The sequence below is a fragment of the Heyndrickxia sp. FSL W8-0496 genome (assembly GCF_038007825.1).
Taxonomy (GTDB): Bacteria; Bacillota; Bacilli; order Bacillales; family Bacillaceae_C; genus Heyndrickxia; species Heyndrickxia oleronia.
This window is the reverse complement of record NZ_JBBOXX010000001.1, coordinates 2,952,538-2,975,900: the sequence shown is the minus strand read 5'-3', so window position 1 is coordinate 2,975,900 and position 23,363 is coordinate 2,952,538. Positions and strand designations below refer to the sequence as shown.

The 23,363-nt window shown below is 34.1% G+C and carries 17 protein-coding genes, 1 pseudogene and 1 riboswitch; of the genes and pseudogenes, 13 read left to right on the top strand and 5 right to left on the bottom strand.

Annotated elements, in window-relative coordinates:
- Nucleotides 1-3: 3 nt before the first annotated feature.
- The 5 genes from pabB (at nucleotide 4) to NST63_RS15035 (ending at nucleotide 8,675) form a co-directional block, all read left to right on the top strand.
- Nucleotides 4-1,761 (top strand): aminodeoxychorismate synthase component I, encoded by a 1,758-nt coding sequence (gene pabB, locus NST63_RS15055; protein ID WP_341042788.1) that lies wholly within the window; start codon nucleotides 4-6, stop codon nucleotides 1,759-1,761.
- Nucleotides 1,762-1,854: 93 nt separating this feature from the next.
- Entirely contained in the window at nucleotides 1,855-2,154 is a 300-nt protein-coding gene (locus tag NST63_RS15050; RefSeq protein WP_058003872.1) for a DUF5634 family protein, read from the top strand.
- A 104-nt stretch (nucleotides 2,155-2,258) separates the two neighbouring features.
- Nucleotides 2,259-2,411 carry a Fur-regulated basic protein FbpA gene (locus tag NST63_RS15045; protein WP_078111484.1) on the top strand — a complete coding sequence of 51 codons (153 nt, stop codon included), beginning with the start codon at nucleotides 2,259-2,261 and terminating at the stop codon, nucleotides 2,409-2,411.
- Between the two features lie 83 nt (nucleotides 2,412-2,494).
- On the top strand, nucleotides 2,495-5,491 hold the full coding sequence (locus NST63_RS15040; RefSeq protein ID WP_341042785.1) for a PD-(D/E)XK nuclease family protein: 2,997 nt from the start codon (nucleotides 2,495-2,497) through the stop codon (nucleotides 5,489-5,491).
- Nucleotides 5,484-8,675, top strand: a complete 3,192-nt coding sequence (locus NST63_RS15035; RefSeq protein WP_341042783.1) for a UvrD-helicase domain-containing protein — start codon at nucleotides 5,484-5,486, stop codon at nucleotides 8,673-8,675. Before NST63_RS15040 ends, NST63_RS15035 begins: the two co-directional genes overlap by 8 nt.
- A 63-nt stretch (nucleotides 8,676-8,738) precedes the next feature.
- Here the strand turns inward: NST63_RS15035 and fabF are convergent, their stop codons facing one another.
- Nucleotides 8,739-9,974, bottom strand: a complete 1,236-nt coding sequence (fabF, locus tag NST63_RS15030; protein ID WP_212941594.1) for a beta-ketoacyl-ACP synthase II — start codon at nucleotides 9,972-9,974, stop codon at nucleotides 8,739-8,741.
- A 282-nt stretch (nucleotides 9,975-10,256) separates the two neighbouring features.
- On the opposite strand from fabF, the gene NST63_RS15025 reads away from it, so the two are divergent.
- The 5 genes from NST63_RS15025 (at nucleotide 10,257) to NST63_RS15005 (ending at nucleotide 15,204) form a co-directional block, all read left to right on the top strand.
- Nucleotides 10,257-11,099 carry a helix-turn-helix transcriptional regulator gene (locus NST63_RS15025; RefSeq protein ID WP_212941592.1) on the top strand — a complete coding sequence of 281 codons (843 nt, stop codon included), beginning with the start codon at nucleotides 10,257-10,259 and terminating at the stop codon, nucleotides 11,097-11,099.
- A gap of 190 nt (nucleotides 11,100-11,289) precedes the next feature.
- Complete coding sequence (gene glsA / locus NST63_RS15020) at nucleotides 11,290-12,219, top strand: glutaminase A (RefSeq protein WP_341042782.1); 930 nt, start codon at nucleotides 11,290-11,292, stop codon at nucleotides 12,217-12,219.
- 142 nt (nucleotides 12,220-12,361) lie between these two features.
- Nucleotides 12,362-13,801, top strand: coding sequence for an FAD-binding oxidoreductase (locus NST63_RS15015; protein ID WP_341042781.1), 1,440 nt, complete (start codon nucleotides 12,362-12,364; stop codon nucleotides 13,799-13,801).
- Nucleotides 13,798-14,328 (top strand): MFS transporter, encoded by a 531-nt coding sequence (locus NST63_RS15010; RefSeq protein WP_212941586.1) that lies wholly within the window; start codon nucleotides 13,798-13,800, stop codon nucleotides 14,326-14,328. Before NST63_RS15015 ends, NST63_RS15010 begins: the two co-directional genes overlap by 4 nt.
- A 168-nt stretch (nucleotides 14,329-14,496) precedes the next feature.
- On the top strand, nucleotides 14,497-15,204 hold the full coding sequence (locus NST63_RS15005) for an SGNH/GDSL hydrolase family protein (RefSeq protein ID WP_058003880.1): 708 nt from the start codon (nucleotides 14,497-14,499) through the stop codon (nucleotides 15,202-15,204).
- A gap of 48 nt (nucleotides 15,205-15,252) precedes the next feature.
- Here NST63_RS15005 and NST63_RS15000 read toward each other — a convergent pair whose 3' ends face one another.
- Nucleotides 15,253-15,981, bottom strand: coding sequence for a DUF2161 domain-containing phosphodiesterase (locus tag NST63_RS15000; protein WP_341042780.1), 729 nt, complete (start codon nucleotides 15,979-15,981; stop codon nucleotides 15,253-15,255).
- A gap of 493 nt (nucleotides 15,982-16,474) precedes the next feature.
- Here NST63_RS15000 and NST63_RS14995 point away from each other — a divergent pair, with 493 nt between their 5' ends.
- The 3 genes from NST63_RS14995 (at nucleotide 16,475) to NST63_RS14985 (ending at nucleotide 19,144) form a co-directional block, all read left to right on the top strand.
- Complete coding sequence (locus NST63_RS14995) at nucleotides 16,475-17,260, top strand: VOC family protein (protein WP_341042779.1); 786 nt, start codon at nucleotides 16,475-16,477, stop codon at nucleotides 17,258-17,260.
- 164 nt (nucleotides 17,261-17,424) lie between these two features.
- Entirely contained in the window at nucleotides 17,425-18,459 is a 1,035-nt protein-coding gene (locus tag NST63_RS14990) for an ABC transporter permease (RefSeq protein WP_341042778.1), read from the top strand.
- 1 nt (nucleotide 18,460) lies between these two features.
- The gene (locus NST63_RS14985) at nucleotides 18,461-19,144 is read left to right on the top strand and encodes an ABC transporter ATP-binding protein (protein ID WP_212941574.1); all 684 of its coding nucleotides are present in this window, start codon (nucleotides 18,461-18,463) and stop codon (nucleotides 19,142-19,144) included.
- A gap of 60 nt (nucleotides 19,145-19,204) precedes the next feature.
- Here NST63_RS14985 and NST63_RS14980 read toward each other — a convergent pair.
- From NST63_RS14980 to NST63_RS14970, 3 genes and pseudogenes are all read right to left on the bottom strand, one after another.
- A pseudogene (locus NST63_RS14980) lies at nucleotides 19,205-20,376 on the bottom strand (MFS transporter).
- A 180-nt stretch (nucleotides 20,377-20,556) separates the two neighbouring features.
- Complete coding sequence (locus NST63_RS14975) at nucleotides 20,557-21,570, bottom strand: LLM class flavin-dependent oxidoreductase (RefSeq protein ID WP_212942692.1); 1,014 nt, start codon at nucleotides 21,568-21,570, stop codon at nucleotides 20,557-20,559.
- Between the two features lie 87 nt (nucleotides 21,571-21,657).
- On the bottom strand, nucleotides 21,658-23,040 hold the full coding sequence (locus NST63_RS14970; RefSeq protein ID WP_341042777.1) for a tetratricopeptide repeat protein: 1,383 nt from the start codon (nucleotides 23,038-23,040) through the stop codon (nucleotides 21,658-21,660).
- A 212-nt stretch (nucleotides 23,041-23,252) separates the two neighbouring features.
- A riboswitch (TPP riboswitch) is annotated at nucleotides 23,253-23,361 on the top strand.
- Nucleotides 23,362-23,363 lie beyond the last annotated feature (2 nt).

The following is a 23,363-nucleotide window of genomic DNA, read 5'->3' as shown; positions in this document are numbered from 1 at the left end:
AGAATGAATAGAAAAGACATCATGCATGAAAATTCAACACTCTATTTTGAATTTGCTGATCGAAATGGAAAGAAACACCCAAAATTCTTTTGTAAACCTAAAAAAGTGATTCAAACATATCGAATCGATGAAGTTAGAGGTTGTATGGAACAAATTCAAAAAGAAGTATCCTGTGGATATTATGCAGCTGGATATGTGTCCTATGAGGCTGCACCTGCGTTTGAGCCATCTTTCAAGGTACATGAAAATCCAAAAATGCCATTACTCTGGTTTGGAATTTTTGATGAACCTATAATAATTCCAGCTCCAAATAAGAAAGCCGATTACTCTGTTTCAGATTGGATTCCATCTATTGAAGGGGAAGCATATCAGAAAGGAATATCCGAAATAAAAACAGCGATAGAAAATGGGCATACATATCAAGTAAATTACACAACAAGGCTGCATGCTAATTTTACTGGTGACGATTTTTCATTCTTTCAAAAACTATCTTCATCTCAAGATTCAGATTACTGTGCATACCTGAATTTGGGAGATTACCGTATTTTATCGGCCTCTCCGGAATTATTCTTCCGTTGGGATGGTAATAAAATTATTACCAAACCAATGAAAGGTACAGTGAGGAGAGGAAGAACAACTAAGGAAGATAATGAAAATGCTGCTTGGCTATTTCAATCCGAAAAAAATCGTGCGGAAAATGTCATGATTGTGGATTTGTTAAGAAATGATCTAGGTAATATTGCCGTGCCAGGAACGGTACAAGTAGATGAATTATTTACAATTGAGCAGTATCCAACTGTTCTTCAAATGACATCTACTATTTCTGCTATGACAGAAGCAGGAATTGAATTAGTAGACATCTTTTCTGCCCTTTTTCCTTGTGGCTCAATTACTGGTGCACCTAAAATTAGTACGATGAGGATCATTTCCGAAATAGAGGATTCTCCTCGTGAGGTATATTGCGGTGCCATTGGATTTATAAGTCCAATAGGGGAAACCATATTTAATGTGCCTATTAGAACCGTTGTTATCAATAATCAAACCAATCAGGCAGTATATGGTGTTGGTGGCGGTGTTACATGGGATTCCACGACAAAGGATGAGTATGCAGAAATTCTCACGAAGGCAAGCATTTTATCGAAAGAACAACCAAACTTCAAGTTACTTGAAAGTATAAAGTTGGAGAATGGAGATTATTTTTTACTGGACCGCCATATTAAGCGATTACAAAATTCAGCTGCTTATTTTCATTACTCATTACACATAAATGAATTAACAGAAGCATTACAGCAATTTGCAAAAAGAAATCCTTATCAATTACTAAAAGTTAGAGTACTCGTTGCAAAAGATGGCTCATTTGAAATAACTAGTGAACCGATCACATCATTGAATAAACCATTACAAGTAAAATTAGGGGAAAGCCCAGTTGATAAAAATGATCTCTTTTTATATCACAAAACGACGAACCGTCGAGTATATCAATTTCATAAGGAAAGCCAACCTAAAGTTTTTGATGTACTATTGTGGAATCAATATGGAGAATTAACTGAGTTTACCAATGGAAATATCGTCCTTGAAATAAAAGGTGAGTACTATACACCACCAGTTCAAGTAGGATTATTACCTGGTACATTTCGTGAGGAATTGATAGAAATGGGAAAACTAAAAGAAAGAATTCTTACTGTCAAAGATATTAAAGAGGCAACAAATATTTACTTTATTAATAGTGTACGAGAATGGCAAAAGATAAGATTTGTTTAAATGGGTTTTTTTAGATAAAATCTGTCCCCCCTATAATTATAAATTTTCTACTTTAGTGACATACTAAGGAAAAAATAGATATGAGGGTTGTGTATGGACTATATCAATAGAGAAACCTTAATAGACCAGATGACTAATCAAATGCAGCTTTTAATGGATCATTATGGACTCGAGGATATCGGTATATATGAAGAAGAAGGGGCAGGAAATGACTATTATCTGGGGTATACTGTGCGTAAGGATGGAAAAGTTTTTATGCTAAATATGCCTTATATGAAGGATGAATTTGGTAGGCTTACTTTAAAAAATAGGGAATGGACCATTCAATCAGACGATGGAGAGTTAAAAGGGTTTCATAGTTTGGATGAAGTTTTTAATAAGGGTCTTTTCTAATGAATCCTTAAATAATTTTTAATCTTTGTATGCCAAAATAGATTTATGATAGGCAAATGGAATAACTAATGTTTGAGCGATAGAGAGATAGGAGGAAATTCTCCATGACAGCAGAAAAAGAGCTAAAGAAGCGAGATATTATCGATCAGCTTCTTAATAAAGGAATTTATAAATCAAATAATAAACAACTGTATGAATTATCATTATATGATTTAAAGAGTATATATAATGAAATAATCGTTGGAAAATCAAGCTAGAAAGTGCATCTATAGATGCACTTTTTTATTTGGTTGTATAAAATGTTCCGAAAAGTGAAATAATTAATATGAGGAGGGATCTTATGAAATCTTTAATCCAAACTTTGAAGGAAATTTGTACAAGCTATCCACTTTCAGAAAAGGTTCTGATCGTCGATCATTATCGTACTGGTGAACAAATATTAAATGAGTTTATAAATACAGGTCATTGTGTAATAAATATTAAGATTCACACCATTCAAGATATAGCTATTAAGTTTCTTTCTCAAAAGTTTATCCAAATTAAATTCATCACTCCTACCATCGGTTCTATTCTAATGACTTCCATAATAAAAACATTAAAGGATAAACAAAAACTCCATTACTTCCATCTTCTCGAAACAACACCAAGCTTATCAATGACTATGTATAAAACGATACAAGAGATTAGGCTTTCAGGATACTCCAGTACTCATTTTCCAAGGGATATATTTAAGATGAAAGATAAAGCGAGTGATCTACAAAAAATCCTTTATGAATATGAGAGGATTTTAGAAAAAAATTCGTATTGGGATGAGACGAAAGCTTTTCTAAAAGTAATTGAACAAGTCAATATTGTAGAAATGGATAAATGTATTTTTTTATTTCAACCAAATCTTTCTTTTATAGGAATAGAAGAGCAATTTGTCAGTATGCTTTTATCAAAGCATTCATATATTTTGCCAATTGCCCCAGTGTATGAAATCACTCCTCCTGCAAGATTTGCATTTATTCTAGAGGCACATGGGAAGGCTCAACCGTCCGATTTTAGTTATTTACTAAGTAATAATCATCATTTAGGGAATATAGATTTTGAGCTTTTTGCAAGTCATACAGAGGAAGAAGAAATAAATGAAATGTTAAGGAGAATGATGCAAAAGGAAATACCTTTTGATACATGTGCGTGTTTTTATAGTCAACAAGAGCCATATCAAATGATGATGTATCAACTATCTGAAAAAATGAAAATTCCAGTTACGTTTGGAGAAGGTCTCCCGATCACTGTTACGAATCCAGGGAAAATGATATTGGAAATCCTTCAGTGGTTTAAACAGGACTTTAGTGCTCCATCCTTTTTGAACTTGCTTCAAGAAGGTGTATTTGATTTTGATGCGGAGTCTCCAAGTATTTTATCTATCACCAGAATGATTAGAAATTCTGAGATTGGTACTGGAAAAGAGCGATATCTGCAGAAACTTCAAGTTAAAATCCATGAATTGAAAGAAGAATTGAATCGGGATAGTGAAGAACATCATTTCTCTATAGAAAAAAAGATAGCAGAATATACATGGCTATATCAATGGTTTGAAACACTTTTTCAATTTATTCCATCTCATTATGGTGGGGGTAAATGGAAGGGATATCTCGATCTACTCGATTTTATACTAGAATTCGCTAAAATACAGTCCGTTTACGATAAACTTTCGAAAGATGCTTTAGTAGAACAGATACAGATATTGTGTTCATATGCAACTGAACCAAATTCTCAGAAAGAAATGCTTTCTATCCTAGAGGAGTATTTATTGACGATCCGCATTGGTGCATCTGGGCCGAAATCGGGTTCCTTACATTTTACTTCGTTTCAACAAGCACTTTTTATAAATCGCAAGAATCTGTATTATATTGGGTTCGATAATCAACGCTTTCCGGGGAAGGTTAAGGAAAATCCACTATTATTAGATGATGAGAGAAAAGCCTTGTGCGCGAATCTTCCATTGCATAGGGAGAAGGCTAAAGAAAATATTTTTCATTTATTACAAGCACTTGCTTGTAGTACTGGTCGGTTAACAATTAGTTATCCTGTTTTCAACCAACAGGAAAATCGTTTGAACACACCATCACATTTCTTTTTAACCTGTTATCGGATTCTCATAAATAATAGTGAAGCAAATAATGAACAATTGATAGGCAATTTGCTCATCAAGAGTCATTTCGAAACGGATAAAATTAATCAAAAAGAATGGTGGCAATCTCTCATTAATTATGGAAACCACAGCCATATCTCTTTGGAGAAATCAGAAGGCTTGAAGTATTTTGTAAAAGGATATCGAGCAATCGAAAAAAGATCGACCATTAATTTTACAGAATATGAAGGGAAAGTAAATGTGGTTGGTTATGTTTTAGACCCAAGAAAAAATAGAAATATACGATTATCCAGTAGTCGATTAGAAAAGCTAGCAACTTGTCCATATAAATATTTTCTAGAGGATATTTTACAGATAGCCCCAGCCGAGCCTGTCAATCAAAATAAATGGCTTGATGGAAAGACACGTGGCATATTACTCCATGAGATATTTGAGCAGTTTTATAAAACAATTCTTGTAACTGGAGATAAACCATCTTATGAAAAACACATCGATATGCTGATTACAATTGCTAAAGAGAAAATAGACTATTTTAAAGAACGTATATTTCCGGATTGTTCAATTAGTTTCGAAGAAGAGATGAATGAAATTATTGAATCCTGTCATATCTTTTTGAAAAGTGAAGAGGAACATACATGGGGAAATGTACCTGCATATTTTGAATATGTATTTGGATTAGATGGAAACCCTCCTGCAAAAATTCACCTTAATAATAGTGAGTCTTTTTTTCTATCTGGAAAAATTGACCGTGTAGATAAACAAGAGGATATGAATTACGTGATAATTGACTACAAAACGGGAAGTGCAAGAGAGTATTCTTTAAATAAATTTTTCAATGGTGGACGACATTTACAGCATTTTCTTTATGCCAAAGCATTGGAGAATCAGTTCAATTTATACGAGGGGCAAGTGATTAATAGTACGTATCTTTTTCCAACAACTAAAGGACTAGGAGAGAGGAGAGTCCGATTACAGGATTCAACAGCTAGTGAAAATGGTTTAGAGATCACGGAGAGGTTACTCGACCTTTTAAAAGCTGGATACTTTCCGATGACAGATGATATAAAAAAAGATTGTAGGTATTGCACGTTTCAACATGTATGTAAACGGAACTCATATTCAGAGGAGCAGTATGAGGAAAAAATGAGGCATGTAAAAGCTATTAATAGATGGATGGGGGTGAGAGCGTATGAGTAAACAAATAATTGATGAGGTAGCACGCCATAAAATCGAACAGCATCTTACTCAAAACTTTCTAGTTGAAGCGGGAGCAGGATCTGGTAAAACAACAAGTCTTGTTAACCGCATGGTTAATATGATAAAAATGGGGACATGCAACATATCGGAAATAGCGGCTATTACATTTACAAAAAAAGCAGCTGAAGAATTAACGACAAGATTTCAAACAAAACTTGAAAATGAATGGAGAGTAGAAGAGGATCTCTCAAAAAAACAAAATTTGGAGAGTGCATTAGCTAATTTTGACCAATGCTTTTTAGGGACTGTTCACTCTTTTTGTGCATGTATCCTCCGTGAGCGTCCAATTGAGGCAGGATTAGATCTGCAATTTCGTGAAATTGAGGAAAGAGAGGACCAACATATTGCAATACAAGCTTGGAACAACTTTTTTGAAAAGATGATGGTGAAAGATTCTGAAAGGTATCATTTTATAAAAAGGCTAGGTATTCCAGTTTCAGATTTACGTCAATGCTTCTTAAGGTTAATTGCTTATCCGGATGTAGATTGGGTTTATGTTGAGAAGGAATCCCCGAATATTTCAAGAGTTTACCATTCGTTTCTAAACCTTTTGAAAGAAGCTAACCATGCGATTCCATCTGAACCCATAGAAGGAAGATATGATAAACTTCAAGAGCTTATTTTGCAGGCGATTCGTAAAAATAAATACGAAAATCATGAAACAGATGCAATGAAGATTGGATTACTAGAAACATTTAATAAACAGCTTACGATTACACAAAAGTTATGGAGTTCAAAAGAGGATGCAAAGTACTATTTGGACAAAATTGTTGATTTCGTTGAAATGAAAATACAGCCATTATTGGAAAAATGGTATGAGTATGTTCACGGACATATTATGCCATTGATGATTGATATCTTGCATGAATATGAAATACTAAAAAAGCAAATGTCCTATGTAAATTTTCATGATTTGTTAATAAAGACCGCACTCTTATTGAAGGAGAATAGTGAGGTTCGCGGTTATTTTCAAGAAAAATATCGCAGTATTCTAGTCGATGAATTTCAAGATACCGATCCGATTCAAGCAGAAATCATGTTTTACATAACGGCAGAGAATCTGTATGAACAGGATTGGACAAGATGTCGGCCGAAACAGGGTTCATTATTTGTTGTAGGAGACCCTAAACAAGCGATTTATCGTTTTCGTCGTGCAGATATAGACATTTATAATAAAGTAAAAGATTTGATAGGTAATCAAGGTGGAGAAATATTAGAATTAACAATGAATTTTCGAACTTTAGATTCGGTAACAAACTCATTAAATTCATTTTTTGAAGAAAAATTACCTATTCAAGCGACAGAATATCAAGCTGCTTTTAAGCCATTACATGCCTATTTTAATGACAATCATTCTACTTTTTCAGGAATATATCAATCGATAATACCAAAAGAATATGTAAATAAGGAAGAAATGATCCAATTCGATGCTTTTCAAATAGCTGAAACCATTAATAAGATGATTCAACAAGGACATCAGCCTAAAGAGTTTATGATTTTGACAAGATATAATGAGAATTTAGAAGTTTATTATCAGGCACTTTTAGAAAATAACATCCCTGCACATTTGAGTGGTGAAATAACATTAGCAAATATGACGGAATTTCAGGAACTTTTTCATCTTGTTGAGTTTGTAAAAGATCCAACTAATACTGTTCAGTTACTTGCGGTACTTAGAGGTCCTTTCTTTGGTGTGAGTGATCAGGAACTATTTGAATGGAAGTACAGTGGTGGTAGCTTTAATATTTATTGGACACCAAGTGAAGATAATGTTGTCGAATCTACATTTGATTTTCTTCAAGCGTTTGAACGGCTTCAAACATACGTAAATTGGAAATATCAATATTCTCCGGCTACAGTGGTAGAGAAAATGATCGAGGATATTGGTTTCTATCCATTGCTGTTATTAAAAGGCTATGGAAAAAATGAATGCCAACATTTAAACTCTATTATCACCACGATTCGATCAGCAAGTACTTTTTATGAAGCAGCAGAATTACTAAAAGAATTGATTTTTACAAAACGTTTAGTACTCAATATGGATGTTGGGGCAAATGCTGTTCGAATAATGAATGTCCATAAATCGAAGGGACTGGAAGCGGAGATTGTTTTCCTAGCAAATCCCGTTAAAAAAATTGATGTGAAGGAGCGTATCTCCTTACATATTAAACGAACAAATACAACTTCATATGGTTATTTTATTGTTCAAAAATCAAACGGATTCCAAACTAAGATGATCGCTTGTCCACCAGAGTGGAGTATTCATCAAACAGAAGAATACAAATATTTGATTGAGGAAGAAACACGGATCGTATATGTAGCAGCGACTCGAGCGGAAAAGGCATTAATTATTAGTACAAGCGAGAAAACTAATAAGAAAAATCCATGGAATGACCTAGTGTTTGCTGTACAACCAAATCGAATTCAAGTCGATGATATCATGGAAAGTGAAATAACTGAACAAGAGGTCCAAAGGAAGATTAATGTTAGCAATGATTATATTAATGAATTAGGTATGTGGATTAATAAACATATTCAGCCAACATATGCTACGTATAGTCCTACAGATGAAAAAGATGATATCTATCAATTAGATATTGACCGTGAAAAAGGCGGTGGAATGCTTTGGGGAACACTTATCCACGAAGCTTTCGAGAAGCTAATAAGAGGCATGAAAATTGAAAACCATATCGAAGACTTGCTACAAAAATATGGTTTTTCACTACAACGGAAGCAAGAGGTCTATCAAAGTATACAAAGCTTTAAACATACAAAAATATGGGATCAGCTACAGACAGCCGAAATTGTTTTAACAGAAGTCCCATTTAATGTTCGATTATCGAGTGAAGATCCATTATACAAGAAAATACGAAAGAGTAAAGATCAACAGTATTCATTGCTAGTTAAAGGTGTGATTGATTTAGCATATCAATATAAAGGAAATTGGTATATTGTTGATTATAAAACCGATCGTTCAAAAGACAGAGAGGGTATTGTACGCTTAACCTCCTATTATGAGCATCAAATAGCCTTGTATCGTGAATTATGGGAAAGAATCATGCATACCTCTGTTCATCAAACACTCCTTTATTTCGTATTTACAGATGACATATGTATTGTATAAGAGCAAAGATTAGGGGGCTATCAGAATGTAAAAGTCTGACAGTCCCCTTAAACATGAATAATATTACTGAAATTTCTTAATGATAATCGCTGAGTTATGTCCACCGAAGCCAAATGAATTAGATAATCCAATCGTAAGATTAGCTGATCTCCCTTTATTAGGCACATAATCCAGATCACATTCCGGATCAGGATGATTAAGATTAATTGTAGGTGGGATAAAATGATCTTGTAGACTTTTCACTAAAGCTATCGCTTCTGCACCTCCTGATGCTCCTAACATATGTCCAAGCATAGATTTATTGGCAGTAATTGGGATCTTATAGGCATAGTCTTCAAATAAATTTTTAATTGCCTTTGTTTCCGAGTGGTCACCTACTTGAGTACTTGTCGCATGGGCACTAATTAGATCAATGTCGTTCGGTGATAATTGAGCATTATTTAATGCACTTTTCATCGCCTGAAAAGCACCTCTTCCATCTGGATGGGAGGCAACCATATGATATGCATCCGAGCTAGCACCATATCCAATGACCTCCCCATAGATGGTGGCTTCTCTTTTTAGTGCGTGTTCCATTGATTCAAGTACTAATATTCCTGCCCCCTCACTCATGACAAAGCCATCTCTGGATGCATCAAAAGGTCGACTAGCTAATGCAGGCACATCATTATTTGTTGAGAGAGCCTGGGCATTTCCAAAGCTAGCTAATGATAATTTTGAAATTGCTGCCTCTGCTCCTCCTGTAAAAATAATATCTGCATCATCATTTTGGATAGCACGATAGGCTTCACCGATTGAAGTATTTCCGATAGAACAGGCAGTGACTGGAGACATGGATGGCCCACGTGCCCCTAACCTAATACTGATTTGTGCAGCTGCAGCATTTGAAATCATCATAGGTACTAAGCTAGGACTTACTCGTTTTGCCCCACGTTCATTTAGTAAATGAACATTTTCTATTAACGTATTTATTCCACCGATGCCGGATCCAACATAAACACCTAACCGTTCTGGATTGATTTTATCTAAATGAATATGAGAATCCTCTAATGCCTGCTCAGCAGCAGCTAAGGCAAATTGACAAAAGCGATCTAATTTTCTTGCTTCTTTTCTTCCCCACAATTTCTCACCATCAAATTCACGAATAATACCGGCTATTTTCGTTTTAGTATCAGATACATCAAAGGTATCAATCTCAGAAATTCCTGACTTGCCCTTCATTAAGTTCGTCCAAAAAGCATCAACCGTATTACCGATGGGAGAGATAATACCCATTCCTGTGATAACAACTCTCTTCATAAAAAAACTCCTCCAATTGTATTTTTCTTTTGGCTCTTTTCTCAAACATTGTTGTTATAAAAATAAAGTTTTAATAAATATAAGATTAAATATCGTCAACTCTCTTCATATTTTACTAAGATAAGTGCTGCAAACTTTGTAAAAGCCAGTAGTAGTCTTTTATTTTCAAGTGTAACAAACTATTCGAAAACATCTTTTCTTTTATTTTACGCTTGATTTATCCTATTACAAGTTGTGGTTTATCATAGTATAATTACTACTAGGTTAAGAAGGGAGATACGAATGAAAACTGAAACGCGGCTTCAAGAAATGTCCGATTTTTTAAAAACGAAACGTTCTCGAATTCATCCACATATGGTTGGACTTCCTGCAGGAACCCGACGAAGGACACCTGGTTTGCGGAGGGAAGAAGTAGCACAGCTAGCTGGGGTAAGTACAACTTGGTATACATGGCTAGAACAAGGTAGAGATATTAAAGTGTCTGCATCTGTTTTAGATGCTGTTTCGAATGCATTGCAATTAAATACGGACGAAAGAAAATATTTATTTGCTTTGGCGATGGAAGAAGGGGTAAAATCATCTGAGCTGGATGAAGAAGAAGCAATAATTAGTCCATCTTTAAAAAAAATATTAAAAGAGCTTCAATATTGTCCTACTATTATTACGGATCGTAAATGTCATATTGTTGGATGGAATCAAGCAGCAGCAAATGTATTTCTTGATTTTGAAAAGGTGGAAGATAAGCAAAGAAATCTCATCTATTTAGTTTTTGCAAGGAAGGAATTAAGAAGTTTAGCTGTAAATTGGGAGCACTTTGTAAAAGGATTTCTTGCTATTTTTCGTACCTATTATGGACAATATGTGGCTGATCCATGGTACTCGGATTTTATTGAGAAAATGGAAAAGGACTTCCCAGAATTTCAGGAATTATGGAATGAGAGTGAAGTTAGTTCCGCCCCAGAAGTGCTTATCGAATTTCGTCATGGAAAAGCTGGGAAAATGCTGTTTAATCTCACTTCATTACAAGTCCAAGGAAATCACGATTTACGTTGTAGTGTGTATACACCAGTTGAGGATACGAATACTGAGAATAAATTAAAAAAATTAATGGAAAGAAGTCGATGAGATTTTCTAACAGGAGTTGATTATAGGGCTTACACTAGTCTCGTTCTTTCTATTCGTTAATAATTTTTGATTGGATTTTCTCAAATATCTATTTTTATCTTTAATTTTTAATGCGAAAAAAGCCTTACTATATTACTATTTATTAGTGAAGAAAAATTGAAACAGTATTATTTTATTTGAGGTGGTTAAATTGCAATGTCAGTCGATAGAGGAATTACAGTTATTAGTTAATAAAGCGAAGAAGTATACTGATCAAGGCAAAGTTGCCGATTACATACCAGCACTTAAAATGGCGAATCCAGATAGTTTGTCTATAGCTCTTTATTATCCAGACGGAAATTGCTATTCTGCTGGAGATGTATCAGAAAATTTAACGTTACAAAGTATATCGAAAGTTATTTCTTTAGCTTTAGCACTAATGGATTGGGGAGAAGACTATGTATTTGATCATGTTGGACAAGAACCAACAGGCGATCCGTTTAACTCAATTGCTAAGCTTGAAATTAGTAAACCATCTAAACCGCTCAACCCCATGATTAATGCAGGCGCCTTAGCCGTCACCCATATGATTAAAGGTGAAAGTGTAGAGGAACGTTTTCAACGTTTATTAACACTTATTCAAAAATTAGCTAATAATTCATCCATTGGGTATAGCCGTGAGATTGCTCGCTCCGAATTTGAGACTGCTGATCTAAATCGGTCTTTATGTTACTTTCTTAAGCAACATGGCATCATTAATGAAGAGGTTGAACAACTCATTGATTTATATACAAGGCAATGTTCAATTGAAATGAATTGTCTGGATCTGTCTAGAATTGGTTGTGTACTTGCATTTGATGGAAAGGACCCCTTGACAGAGGTGCAATTAATCCCTGCAAATATTGCGAGAATTTGTAAGACATTTATGGTAACCTGTGGAATGTACAATGCATCTGGGGAATTTGCCATTAAAGTAGGCATTCCTGCTAAAAGTGGTGTATCCGGAGGAATATTAGGGACAGTACCAGGAAGATGTGGGATTGGTGTATATGGCCCTGCTCTTGATGAAAAAGGAAATAGTGTAGCAGGAATGCAGCTTCTTAAAATGATGTCTGAAAAATACATGTTAAGCATGTTTTAAAAAGGAAGATTTCGATCTTCCTTTTTTTAATTCTACTCTTATTTTTATATTTACTGTAAATTTACAATTAACAAATAGGACCTTTTTCTATATCCTATTAATATAGTAAATTATTAATATCAAATTGATTGAAGGTGAATATTTGAAGAGAAAACATATCTTTCTCATTATTGTGGTATATGGAATAATTCTTGGAGCATCCATATACTCATATAAAAATAAGATTAGCCATCCAGTGGCTGAAGATAAAGGTCATTTACTCCCAATCTCATTGAAAAGTATTCAATCTGCCCATGGTGACAAGGATATCCAAAAAATTGTTAAAAAAGCGATAAAAACAAATGATAAGCTATCGATTGCTGGAATGTCACATAGTCAAGGGGGACAAACCCTTTATCCAAATGCCATCATGATTGATATGAAACAGTATAATAAAATAATCAACCTTGACAAAAAAAATAAAACGATAACTGTTCAAAGTGGGGCCACATGGGATGATATTCAGCGCTATATTTATCCATTTGGTTTATCTATAAAAGTAATGCAATCTCAAAATATATTTACAGTCGGAGGTTCCTTAAGCGTTAATGTCCATGGAAGAGATATAAGAAATGATGCCCTCATCGATACGATTCAATCTTTTCATCTCTTAAATCCGAAGGGTGAAATAGTCAATGTAAGTAGAACAGAAAATGCAGAGCTTTTCCCCTATGTTATTGGTGGATATGGATTATTTGGAGTAATTTTAGATGTTACCATCCAATTAACAGATGACGAATTATATGTCACTAAAACTAAGTCACTGAATTACCAAAATTATTCTACATATTTTGAAGAAAAAGTAAAAAATAATGAAAAGGTGAAAATGCATTTAGCTCGTATATCTGTTGCACCAAAAACGTTTTTACGAGAAATGTATGTAACTAACTATGAAATAGCATCCAATCAAGAGGAAATGAATGATTACTCCAAATTAAAAAGAGATAATATTGTCGCAGTACCTAAGGCTTTACTCGGAATGTCACGTTATAGTAACTGGGGAAAAGACGCTTTTTGGGAACTTCAAAAAAAATATATGAAGACAATAAATAATAAACTAGAATCGAGAAATAATGTCATGCGTTCTGAAACAGCTTTTATGGATTATGATAGTGGAACAAGGACAGAGGTACTTCAAGAATACTTTGTACCAGTAGGTGAGTTTGCTAGTTATATAGATGATTTGCGTGCTGTACTTAACAAGGAGAAAGACTTTAACCTTCTTAATATAACTATACGTTATGTTTCAAAAAATGATCATGCGGTCATGTCCTATTCTAAAGATAATATGTTTGCGCTTGTATTACTTATCAATCAAGGACGTTCAAAGCAAGATATTAAAAGCACAGAAAGAGTAGTACAGAAAATGATCAATGCAACACTGGCTCATCAAGGGAGTTATTATCTTCCCTATTACTCATATCCAACGAAAGAGCAACTCTATCAGGCTTATCCACATGCCGCTGAGTTCTTTGATATGAAAAGAAAATATGATCCTGAAGAACGGTTTGTTAATTTATTTTATAAGGAGTATGGGAAATGACCTATAAACGATTTTTATATTTTCAAAGTATCATCGTAATGGCGAGCAGCATGATATTTCCATTTTATGTTTTGCTCCTAAAAAATGTCGGTGATAGCTATTCCCAATTCGGTTGGGCATATGGGTTGTTTGCCTTGACCTCTGCATTTGCTTATCCTTTAATAGGTAAATTCTCAGATAAACTAGGAGATAAAGTATTACTAATCCTTTACGCATGGTCTATGGCGGTACTTCTTTTGTTTTTCCCATTAGTCACAGAAGTTTGGCAGGTCTATATTTTGCAAATCATGATGGGAATATTAGGTGCAATCCAAAAAAACACGGAAAAAACTGCATTAGCTAGAAAAGTGGCAAAAGAAACAGCAGGAATGGAAATCGGGAAGTATCATATTTGGACTTCTGTTGGAGCAGCTCTTGCAATCATATTAACTGGGTATATGGTAGATTTTATTACGATTGGAAGTATCTTTTATTTAGCATCATTGTTATATCTTATCAGCGGTATAATCTTATTAAAGAAACATTAAAGTGGTACACCTTGGTTTAAAGGCTAGCTTTATATGAGTATGTAAGTATGGACCGGTATTCACTTTAACAATACTCTCTACATCTATGAGAAAAAGCTTGAATAAAGCGATTAAAGTTGAAAAATGATATAATAGGGTTAAGTAAAACATATGAAGTAGGGATAAAGAATGAAAATTATCTGTTTCGGTGATAGTTTAACTAGAGGCGTTTCCTTAGTAAAGGGTAGACTTCGAATAATGAAGGAGAATTATCCTTCTTTCTTACAAAGTTTTTTCCCTTCCGACAGTGAAGAAGACCATGTTGAAGTTGTCAATAAAGGTGTATTTAACGATAATTCGGACTTACTTATTGCTCGTTTAGAAAAAGATGTCATAAGTCAAAAACCAGATTATACGATTATCGGTATTGGTGGTAATGATTGTAATTTTAAATGGGATGAGGTGGCGAAAAATCCTAATCAACATCATGAGCCTATTGTCCCTATAGAACAATATTTAGAGAATGTAAAGACATTGATATTTTCAATTAAGAATTCTGGAATAACTCCGATCATTATGAATTTACCACCACTGGATCCTGTACGATATTATAAATTTATTGCTGAGAAATTTGGTCCATCAATTAGCCATTGGATTAGCTCCGTCGGTGGTATTGAACATTGGCATGGGCTGTATAATCGTAGCTTGAACAAGTTAGCGAATGAATTAGAAGTATTGAAAATTGATGTAAGAACAGCCATTAAGGATGCAGGAGATTTTATTGATCTCATTAGTGATGATGGGATACATTTGACTTCTAATGGTTATAAAGTACTAAGCAATGAGGTATATCAGCAACTTATACGGATGATGAACATAAAAAAAGGTACTGTCTAGTAAAAGGGCGAGTTTCCCTTTAAATGACAGACCTTTTTTTGACTTTAATTATTGATCAACATCTGATAATCGAAAATATTCAATGATCTGCGGATATTCGTTTAAATCCATTTTTCCTTTCAAACTAATTGCATAGGTTCCTCTTTTTATGCGATCAAACCATCCGTAATAATTTTTATTTAAAATTGATAATGTCTTTTCTCCTGTTCCCATTTCACGTAAAGCTTTTGGAGTTAGAGGCCCATATAAATCAAGATAGTATGCGATTTGGATACAGTTTTCTTTGTAGGCAGTCATAATCTTAGTTTTATTGCTTCCTCCGAGATTATGGTCTCCGTGCCTACCTTCGACTTCCAATAAGTGCTTTTGTCTTTTCTTCTTATTTTGTTGCATACTTTTTTTACGATTAAAACTGGTAGGGGGAAATACAATATCTACTTTTGTAGAAGACTTCAAAAAAGAAACAAGAATCAAACCTAATTCAAGTCTTTTGATCAAATGGCATATATCTCTCCACTTTTTGGAAAAAAGATTGTATGAAGGCTTTGGGATAGCGATATACACTTGTTCGGTTAATTTTTGTCTTTTTGCCGCTTGAACGAGTAAATCAATATTTAAACGAAGCTTTAATTCAATTAATATTAATTCCTCATCTTTCACAGCCGTTATATCACAATCATTAACCTCACCATATACTTCATAACCAAGATTTGAGAAATACTTTTGAATAGGTTTATACAAGTCTACTTCATATAACTTATCTGTTTTTTTCTTCATGGATGAATTCACCATTCTCACTTAAAAATTGTAGTTTCATTGTAACATAATGATACTTAATGCTAGATAGAATATATAAATGTGATAATAGATAATTTATAAATAATAGTTAATCATCATTTTCTTTCTTCTAAAAATGTATTGACTTTGTTCCTGCATTTATTATATAGAGGAAACCTGTCTATTTCTCGATTTTATTTTATACGGCAGTTTTTTCTTTAGTTTGTTGTAATTGTAGAAGAACTGCCGCAGCTTTTATACCTAATAAATGAAACGTTATTATTTAGTTTATGGCTCTTTTCTAAGAGGAATGAAGGGACCTGTTGGACTTTCACCTATTTTTTATTTGTTAGCACATCTCCTTATTTGCAACATTGTTTGAGAAATGCCCCTTTGAAAAATAGATTTTAAAAAAATCTCTCAATAAAAAGGGGATTTTAGCAAGTTATGCAGAATAGTATAGTGTAATATCTAATTTTTTGGAGGGTTATTTTTGGAACTTTCATTCGATCATTTAGTGCATATTGTCAATCGTCCAGAAGAGACTATTGAAGATTTTGCCACGATAGGCTTAAAAGCGAACCTAGGTGGGAGACATGAATTTTGGGGAACATATAACGCACTAAGCTATTTCGGACTAAGTTATATTGAATTTCTTGGAATATTTGATTATACAATCGCAAGTAGTATTAAGGATAATGACTTAATTATTCAAGCGCACCAATGGTTACCTGAAAAAGAAGGGTTTGCACGAATTGCCTTACGGACAAACGATATTGACGAAGTAACAAAACGTCTTAATCAGCTTAAAATTAAAACGATTGGTCCTATTAAAGGCAAAAGAAAAAGAGAAGATGGCAAGCTGCTTCAATGGGAGATGCTGTTTATTTCGGATCATGTCGAAAATCTACCAACTCCCTTTATTATTCAGTGGCACGAGGCGGATGAGGTAAGATTGAAAGACATCGAACAAATTAACAATCCATTAAAACTACAAGAGCTTGTATTTGCTGTAGAAAATGGTGAAGTCATTGCTGAAAAATGGAGTCAGTGGTTTCAGTTAAAGAAAAAAGCACCCTATAAGGACAAAAAGTTAAAAGCAAATTGTATCTCATTAGAGCTCGAAGGATGTAATCTCGTATTTGCATCGCCCTATGGTCAGGGGGAGATATCAAGGATATTAGAACATAATGGGGAAGGACCATGTCTTCTAAAGATTGCAAATAATAATATTGTCCTGGAAAGGGAGATGTTTGGAGGATATTATCAATTTGTATAATACATACATTAATCTAATTATTTAGGATAAATAAGTGCTATCTACTAAGGAGTCTGACCCCTTAATAGATAGCACTTATTTTTTTAAATGTAATTTCCTGTTCATCTTCTGTTCATATACCAATCATAAACTTAAAGCGTTAAGAAGAGATTGGAGGAATTAAGTTGAACATAGCTTGGAAAGAAATAAGGAAAAATAAAGTAAGGTTTATGATCTTAGGTTCTATCATCTTTCTTGTTAGTTTATTGACATTTATTATATCTGGTTTAGCAAATGGATTATCACAAGACAATGCATCATTGATAAACAATTTACCAAATGGACAATTCTATATGACGAAGGATGCCGAAGGAAGCTATAATCTTTCCCGAATAGACCAAAGTATCCAACATCGTGTATTAAGTGAACAAAAAAATGCAGTAGCTTTTTCAATGCAAATGGGATTTATAAAAGATGCTGCTAATAAACAACGAAGTGTCACATTTTTCACTTCGACCCATTCAAATATATTCGAAAATGTAAAAAAAGGGGAGATAGTACTGGATTCCTCATTGAAGAATGAAGGGATTAGAATTGGTGATACATTAACAAACAATCAATTTAGGAGGAAGTTTATTGTAAAAGCATTTGTTAATCAAAAGAAATTTAGTCATGCACCGGTTGCTTTTATAAATATGGATGATTATAAGGAGATCTTTGGGGCAAAGGATATGCAATTGCTATATATCCCCGGAGCAGATTCAGATCAAAAGTTCGCTGGCTTACAAACATTATCGAAGAAACGGTTTCTTAACACAATTCCGAGTTATAAAGCAGAGCAAATGTCTTTAAATATGATTGTATTGTTTTTAGTTGTAATAAGTGGAATGCTGTTTGCTATTTTTTTCTACATGATGAATGTTCAAAAAATTGGATTATACGGTATTTTAAAAGCAATTGGACTAAAAACGAGTACCCTATTCAAAATGATGTGGACACAAATGATTATTATAACATTCATTGCACTTGCTTTATCAGCTGTATTAAGCCAAGTTTTTAATTTGATTGCACCTGAAGGAATGCCTTTTCATTTAACACCGGAAACAACCATACTATTATCTTTAGTTTTTATCGTTATCGGATTTTTAGGAGCTACTCTATCTGGTTTTCAAATAAAAAAGGTTGAACCAATGCAAGCCATTCAACAAGGAGAGATGTAGGATGTCGATATTTACTTTAAAGAACGTTAGAAAAACATTTTATAATGGTGAGATAAAGGAAGAAATTTTAAAAGGTATTGATCTTACTCTGAAAGAAGGGGAAATCACTGCTTTAGTAGGTCCCTCAGGCAGCGGTAAAAGCACACTCCTTACAATTGCAGCAGGACTTCAACCAGCTACAGATGGAAAAGTAATGCTTGGTATGAAAAACATGATCAGTATGAACTCAGAACAAATTCGGAAAATCCGAGCAAATAAATTTGGATTCGTCTTTCAATTTGCTCATCTTGTTCCTTTTCTTACGGTTGAAGAACAATTGCTCCTTATGTTGGATGTTTCTGAATCAAAATTAAAAAAGCATGAACAAAAAATAGAAATAAACAAGATGCTCAAAATGGTGGAAATGGATCACCGAAGAGATGCTTATCCGTCTTCATTATCTGGCGGGGAAAAACAACGAGTTGCAATTGCACGGGGAATCATCCATAAACCTAAAATACTTTTTGCGGATGAACCAACCGCAAGCCTCGATTCAAAAAGATCTAAAGATGTCATGTCATTAATTCGTCATTTGGCAAGAACATTAAATATTGCTACTTTACTAGTGACTCATGACGAAGAAATGCTCACTTATGCTGATCGAATTGTTAAAATGAGCGATGGGAAAATAATAGGAGCTGTATAATAAATTTATAAATAAAAAAAGGGGTTGTCTTTAAAGTTGAGTAGACAACCCATTCCTCATTCAATAAGATATAGTCCGGTGCTGTTTTTCTTTTATACGATATACTTGATAAAGCATCAATGCAAGTATGGAAAGTATTGCCCCAGAAATATACGGGAGACCCGCTGTTATCGAAAATAACCATCCTCCTAGTGGCGGACCGATAATTCTTCCGAAGGAATCGAAGGATGAAAGCAATCCTGTAGCACTTCCATGACCGGCAGTTGATTTTTTCGTTAAAAGAGCTGATACACAAGGTCGAATGACGCCATTTCCTAATCCAAAAATGGTTAAAAAGATTGCTGCAGTTGTAAAACTATTTACTAGTAGTATTAAAACAAAGCCGATGGTTGATACAATGATTCCTCCTTGGACACTGTGCCCTCTCCATATTTTTTTGAAAATCTACCAACTAATCCCCCTTGAACAAGGGCACTACCGAACCCCATAATCATAAAAATATAGCCTAGGTCTATTGTATCTAATCCCGCCTTTTTGGCTGCAAAATAGGCAAATGAAGCCTCTAATCCAGACAATGACAATGAAATAAACCATTGTAAAATATATAAGATAGATAATGAACCATTAAAGGAGCTCCATATTGATGATTTTTTATCTGCGTGCTGTCCTCTTTTTTCTTTTGAGAGAGATTCCTTTAAGACGAATAGAACAAGAAGAAAGGTAATAAATGAAGAGGCAGCTGCAAGATAAAAGGGCATATTTAGACTAGTCTTAGAAAATAACCCTCCAATAGCTGGTCCGAAAATAAATCCTAAACCAGTAGCTGCACCAATAATTCCCATTCCTTTGCCGCGATCTTCCTCAGAAGTAATATCTGCCACATAAGCCATTGTTGTTGGCATATTTGCTGAAGATAATAATCCTCCAATGATTCTAGCGATAAATAGCATCCAGAGTTGACTGGAAATAGCCATTAAAATAAATGACACAGAAAGACCTAATATCCCAATCATCATAACTGGCTTACGTCCAATTTTATCAGAAACACGGCCCCAAATAGGTGCGGAAATAAGTTGCATAAAAGAATAGACAGCCATCAATAATCCTAGCTCGGTCGGATTTGCCCCCATTTCCTTTGCAAAAAATGGCATAACCGGAATAATAATTCCAAATCCCACCATTACGAGAAACATAATTAAAAATAAAATAGGTAGTACCTTTTTAGACTCCATAATGAACAATCCTTTACAATTTTTCTATTGATTAACTATTTGTATCTATGTAAATAATTATGCTTAGTTTATCATAAAGTAATTGATTATCCGAATGATGATCCATCTATTCACAATTATGTAACACTAAATGAAAAAAAACAGGCACCTTTCATTCTAAGGTACCTGTAAATTAATTCTTTATATATCCTTCATAACTTCTGAAACAATTTCATATGAACGAAGTCGTGCATCGTGATCGTATATTTGTGCATTAATGATGATTTCATTTGCTTGTGTATCATTTAAGAAATGCTGCAGCTTTTCCTTTACAATTTTTCTATCTCCTATAATGGAAGCCCCGATTCGTTGCTGTAGTAGAGCTTTTTCATAATCGCTGCATAGTTCGCTAAAATTATCAACAGGCGGCAAAAGGGGCATTGGATTGTTGCGAATTAAGTTTAAAAATTGTTGCTGCATCGAGGTTGCTAGTAATTCAGCTTCTTTTACTGAATCAGCAGCAATAACATTTACACCAACCATCGCATAAGGCTCCTGTAATACTTCTGAAGCTTGGAAACTACGTCGATATAAATCCAATGCAGGTAAAGTATTCTCTGGAGAAAAATGACTTGCAAATGAAAACGGTAGTCCTAGATGGCCAGCCAATTGTGCACTAAAACCGCTAGATCCTAGTAACCAAATCGGAATATTTAATCCTTCTCCAGGTATTGCCCGAACAGGCATTTTGCCAGTTGGTTTAAAGTAGGCACGTAATTCAGCTACTTGCTGCGGAAAATCTTCCGCATCTATTCGCCCGTCCCTTCTTAAAGCGTGAGCAGTTAACTGGTCAGTACCAGGAGCTCTGCCTAATCCTAAATCGATCCTACCTGGAAAAAGGGATTCTAATGTCCCGAATTGCTCAGCAATTACTAATGGTGCATGATTGGGAAGCATGATCCCTCCTGAACCTACACGAATATGTTTAGTTCCTGCCGCTACATGTCCTATAACAAGAGAAGTAGCGGAGCTTGCTATCCCAGGCATATTATGATGCTCTGCCAACCAGTAACGAGTAAACCCCCATTTCTCTGCATGTTTTGCTAAATCTAATGTATTTATCAATGACTGCGAAGCAGTACTTCCTTGGACAATTGGAGAAAGGTCAAGCACAGAATAACGAATTTCATTTATTTTTTTTGAATGATTAACCATAGATTCATCTTCTTTCTTTTTTCGGTAAATACGTAATTTCATTCTAACAGTCAATCAGCATGTTACAAAATGAAATGCATTTTTTCTCTAAGCTCTTTTTTGCATATCTATATATAATTGTGTGTAGGCTTGATGCTCTTGATTCATTCCAATTTCGTTATATAGCTTTGCTAGCCATTTAACAGGTTTCGGATCATAAGCTTTTAGTTCCATTTCCCAGCTAAAACAATCAATTGCTTGATCATATTGTCCAAATTCATAAAATAATTGGCCGAGTAATAATTGTTGATCAGGATCGTTTGAAAGCTTCTGCATTTGCTCGATTTTTTTCAAGATGGGTATTGCAGGAATACAGCCTTTTAGTGGTTCAAGGTATTCAATAATGGAATCAAGATTCTGTTCTTTTAGAAGTAAAGTAATGGATTGGTGAAGAAAAATTTTAGCTTTTTCAGGATTTATATGAAACAGTGGTGCTAGGATTGAATCTATTTGTTCGGATTGAAAATACCTAGGATTTAGATTCACTTCATTTAGTATCTCTTCAAAAGCTTGGGCTTGTGAGGTAGTTAGGGAAAGTTTGCTGCGAATTAATAGTTGAATCAGCTTCTCTGCATCTTTATTTTCTATATATAAATCTAATAGATCATTAATTAATTCTGGAATGTGCTGCTCTTTTTGGATTAAATCCTCTAATACGGAGATTACATCTTCTTTCGGTAAATGTATCTGAATGAATTGGAGAAGGGATGGATAATTTTCCACATTAATAGTTTGTAGATAAAATCCGATTAAGTCCATCCATCTAGATTGATGTTTTAATAATTGCTCTAGCCTTTGATATTCCTGTTTATTTTCTTTCAATTGAAAAAGTCGATTTTCCATGTAGAGTGGATCTTTATCGATTAATACATCTGCTAATTGATCATATAGCTTGCTATATTTGATAAAATTTAAGTCACTTGCAATACCTTTTACCCAGCTCTCATTTGGGCAAAAATCCATCAGGATGCGAAGAATACGATAACTTGAAAACATTTTGCCATTGCGACGGTAATCATAAAAGATCGTTTGTATGTAGGAAAAAATGGTCTTCTTCGAAATAAATGATTCAAAAAAGGTTGTAAGAAAGGCAACTTCTTGTGGAGTAAAAAGATTTTCGGCTTTTTTAATTAGTTGTTGAAAGGAATACTTCTTAAATGGATGTTCTAGTGTGATGGAAGAAAAGACTAGTGGGTGATTAGGTGGTAAGATTAGACCTTTAGTTAATGCTTCACTAATAAAAGATTTTCGTTTGAGTTTGGAGGGTTTAACGTAAGTTATATAGTGATTTTTATAGAAGAAAAGATAGTAAACATGTTTTTCGTTATCCATGGCTTCAATGATTTTACTTTGTAAATATATAGCCATCTGTGTGATACGAAGTTCAATAATTTGGTTTTTCTTTGATATCTGAATAGTTTGTTGGCTCATAGGAATCCTCCTCATTTTATGTCCGGTATCATTATATCATAAAAATTAAGAAGAATAATATGTTGGAAAGAGAAGATTGGAGCTGAGTAGGATGTTTGGGCGATTATCTACAAGTAAACTCTATAATTTTCCATTGAAATTATATTATAGGTAGGGAAAATCCCTTGAATAATATTTTTTGTATGTTAGGATGATTATGACAATAAGATAATAATGACCACTAGGGGAGCCTTTATTAAGGGCTGAGATTAAAGTTCAACTTTAAGACCCTTTGAACCTGATCTAGTTGATACTAGCGGAGGGAAGTGGAGCAGAATGATATA

What these genes read in the sequence shown, in the direction of transcription:
- pabB (WP_341042788.1), top strand. Translation starts at nt 4, where the DNA reads ATGAATAGAAAAGACATCATGCATGAAAATTCAACACTCTATTTTGAA.
- NST63_RS15050 (WP_058003872.1), top strand. Translation starts at nt 1,855, where the DNA reads ATGGACTATATCAATAGAGAAACCTTAATAGACCAGATGACTAATCAA.
- NST63_RS15045 (WP_078111484.1), top strand. Translation starts at nt 2,259, where the DNA reads ATGACAGCAGAAAAAGAGCTAAAGAAGCGAGATATTATCGATCAGCTT.
- NST63_RS15040 (WP_341042785.1), top strand. Translation starts at nt 2,495, where the DNA reads ATGAAATCTTTAATCCAAACTTTGAAGGAAATTTGTACAAGCTATCCA.
- NST63_RS15035 (WP_341042783.1), top strand. Translation starts at nt 5,484, where the DNA reads ATGAGTAAACAAATAATTGATGAGGTAGCACGCCATAAAATCGAACAG.
- fabF (WP_212941594.1), bottom strand. Translation starts at nt 9,974, where the DNA reads ATGAAGAGAGTTGTTATCACAGGAATGGGTATTATCTCTCCCATCGGT.
- NST63_RS15025 (WP_212941592.1), top strand. Translation starts at nt 10,257, where the DNA reads ATGAAAACTGAAACGCGGCTTCAAGAAATGTCCGATTTTTTAAAAACG.
- NST63_RS15010 (WP_212941586.1), top strand. Translation starts at nt 13,798, where the DNA reads ATGACCTATAAACGATTTTTATATTTTCAAAGTATCATCGTAATGGCG.
- NST63_RS15005 (WP_058003880.1), top strand. Translation starts at nt 14,497, where the DNA reads ATGAAAATTATCTGTTTCGGTGATAGTTTAACTAGAGGCGTTTCCTTA.
- NST63_RS15000 (WP_341042780.1), bottom strand. Translation starts at nt 15,981, where the DNA reads ATGAAGAAAAAAACAGATAAGTTATATGAAGTAGACTTGTATAAACCT.
- NST63_RS14985 (WP_212941574.1), top strand. Translation starts at nt 18,461, where the DNA reads ATGTCGATATTTACTTTAAAGAACGTTAGAAAAACATTTTATAATGGT.
- NST63_RS14975 (WP_212942692.1), bottom strand. Translation starts at nt 21,570, where the DNA reads ATGGTTAATCATTCAAAAAAAATAAATGAAATTCGTTATTCTGTGCTT.
- NST63_RS14970 (WP_341042777.1), bottom strand. Translation starts at nt 23,040, where the DNA reads ATGAGCCAACAAACTATTCAGATATCAAAGAAAAACCAAATTATTGAA.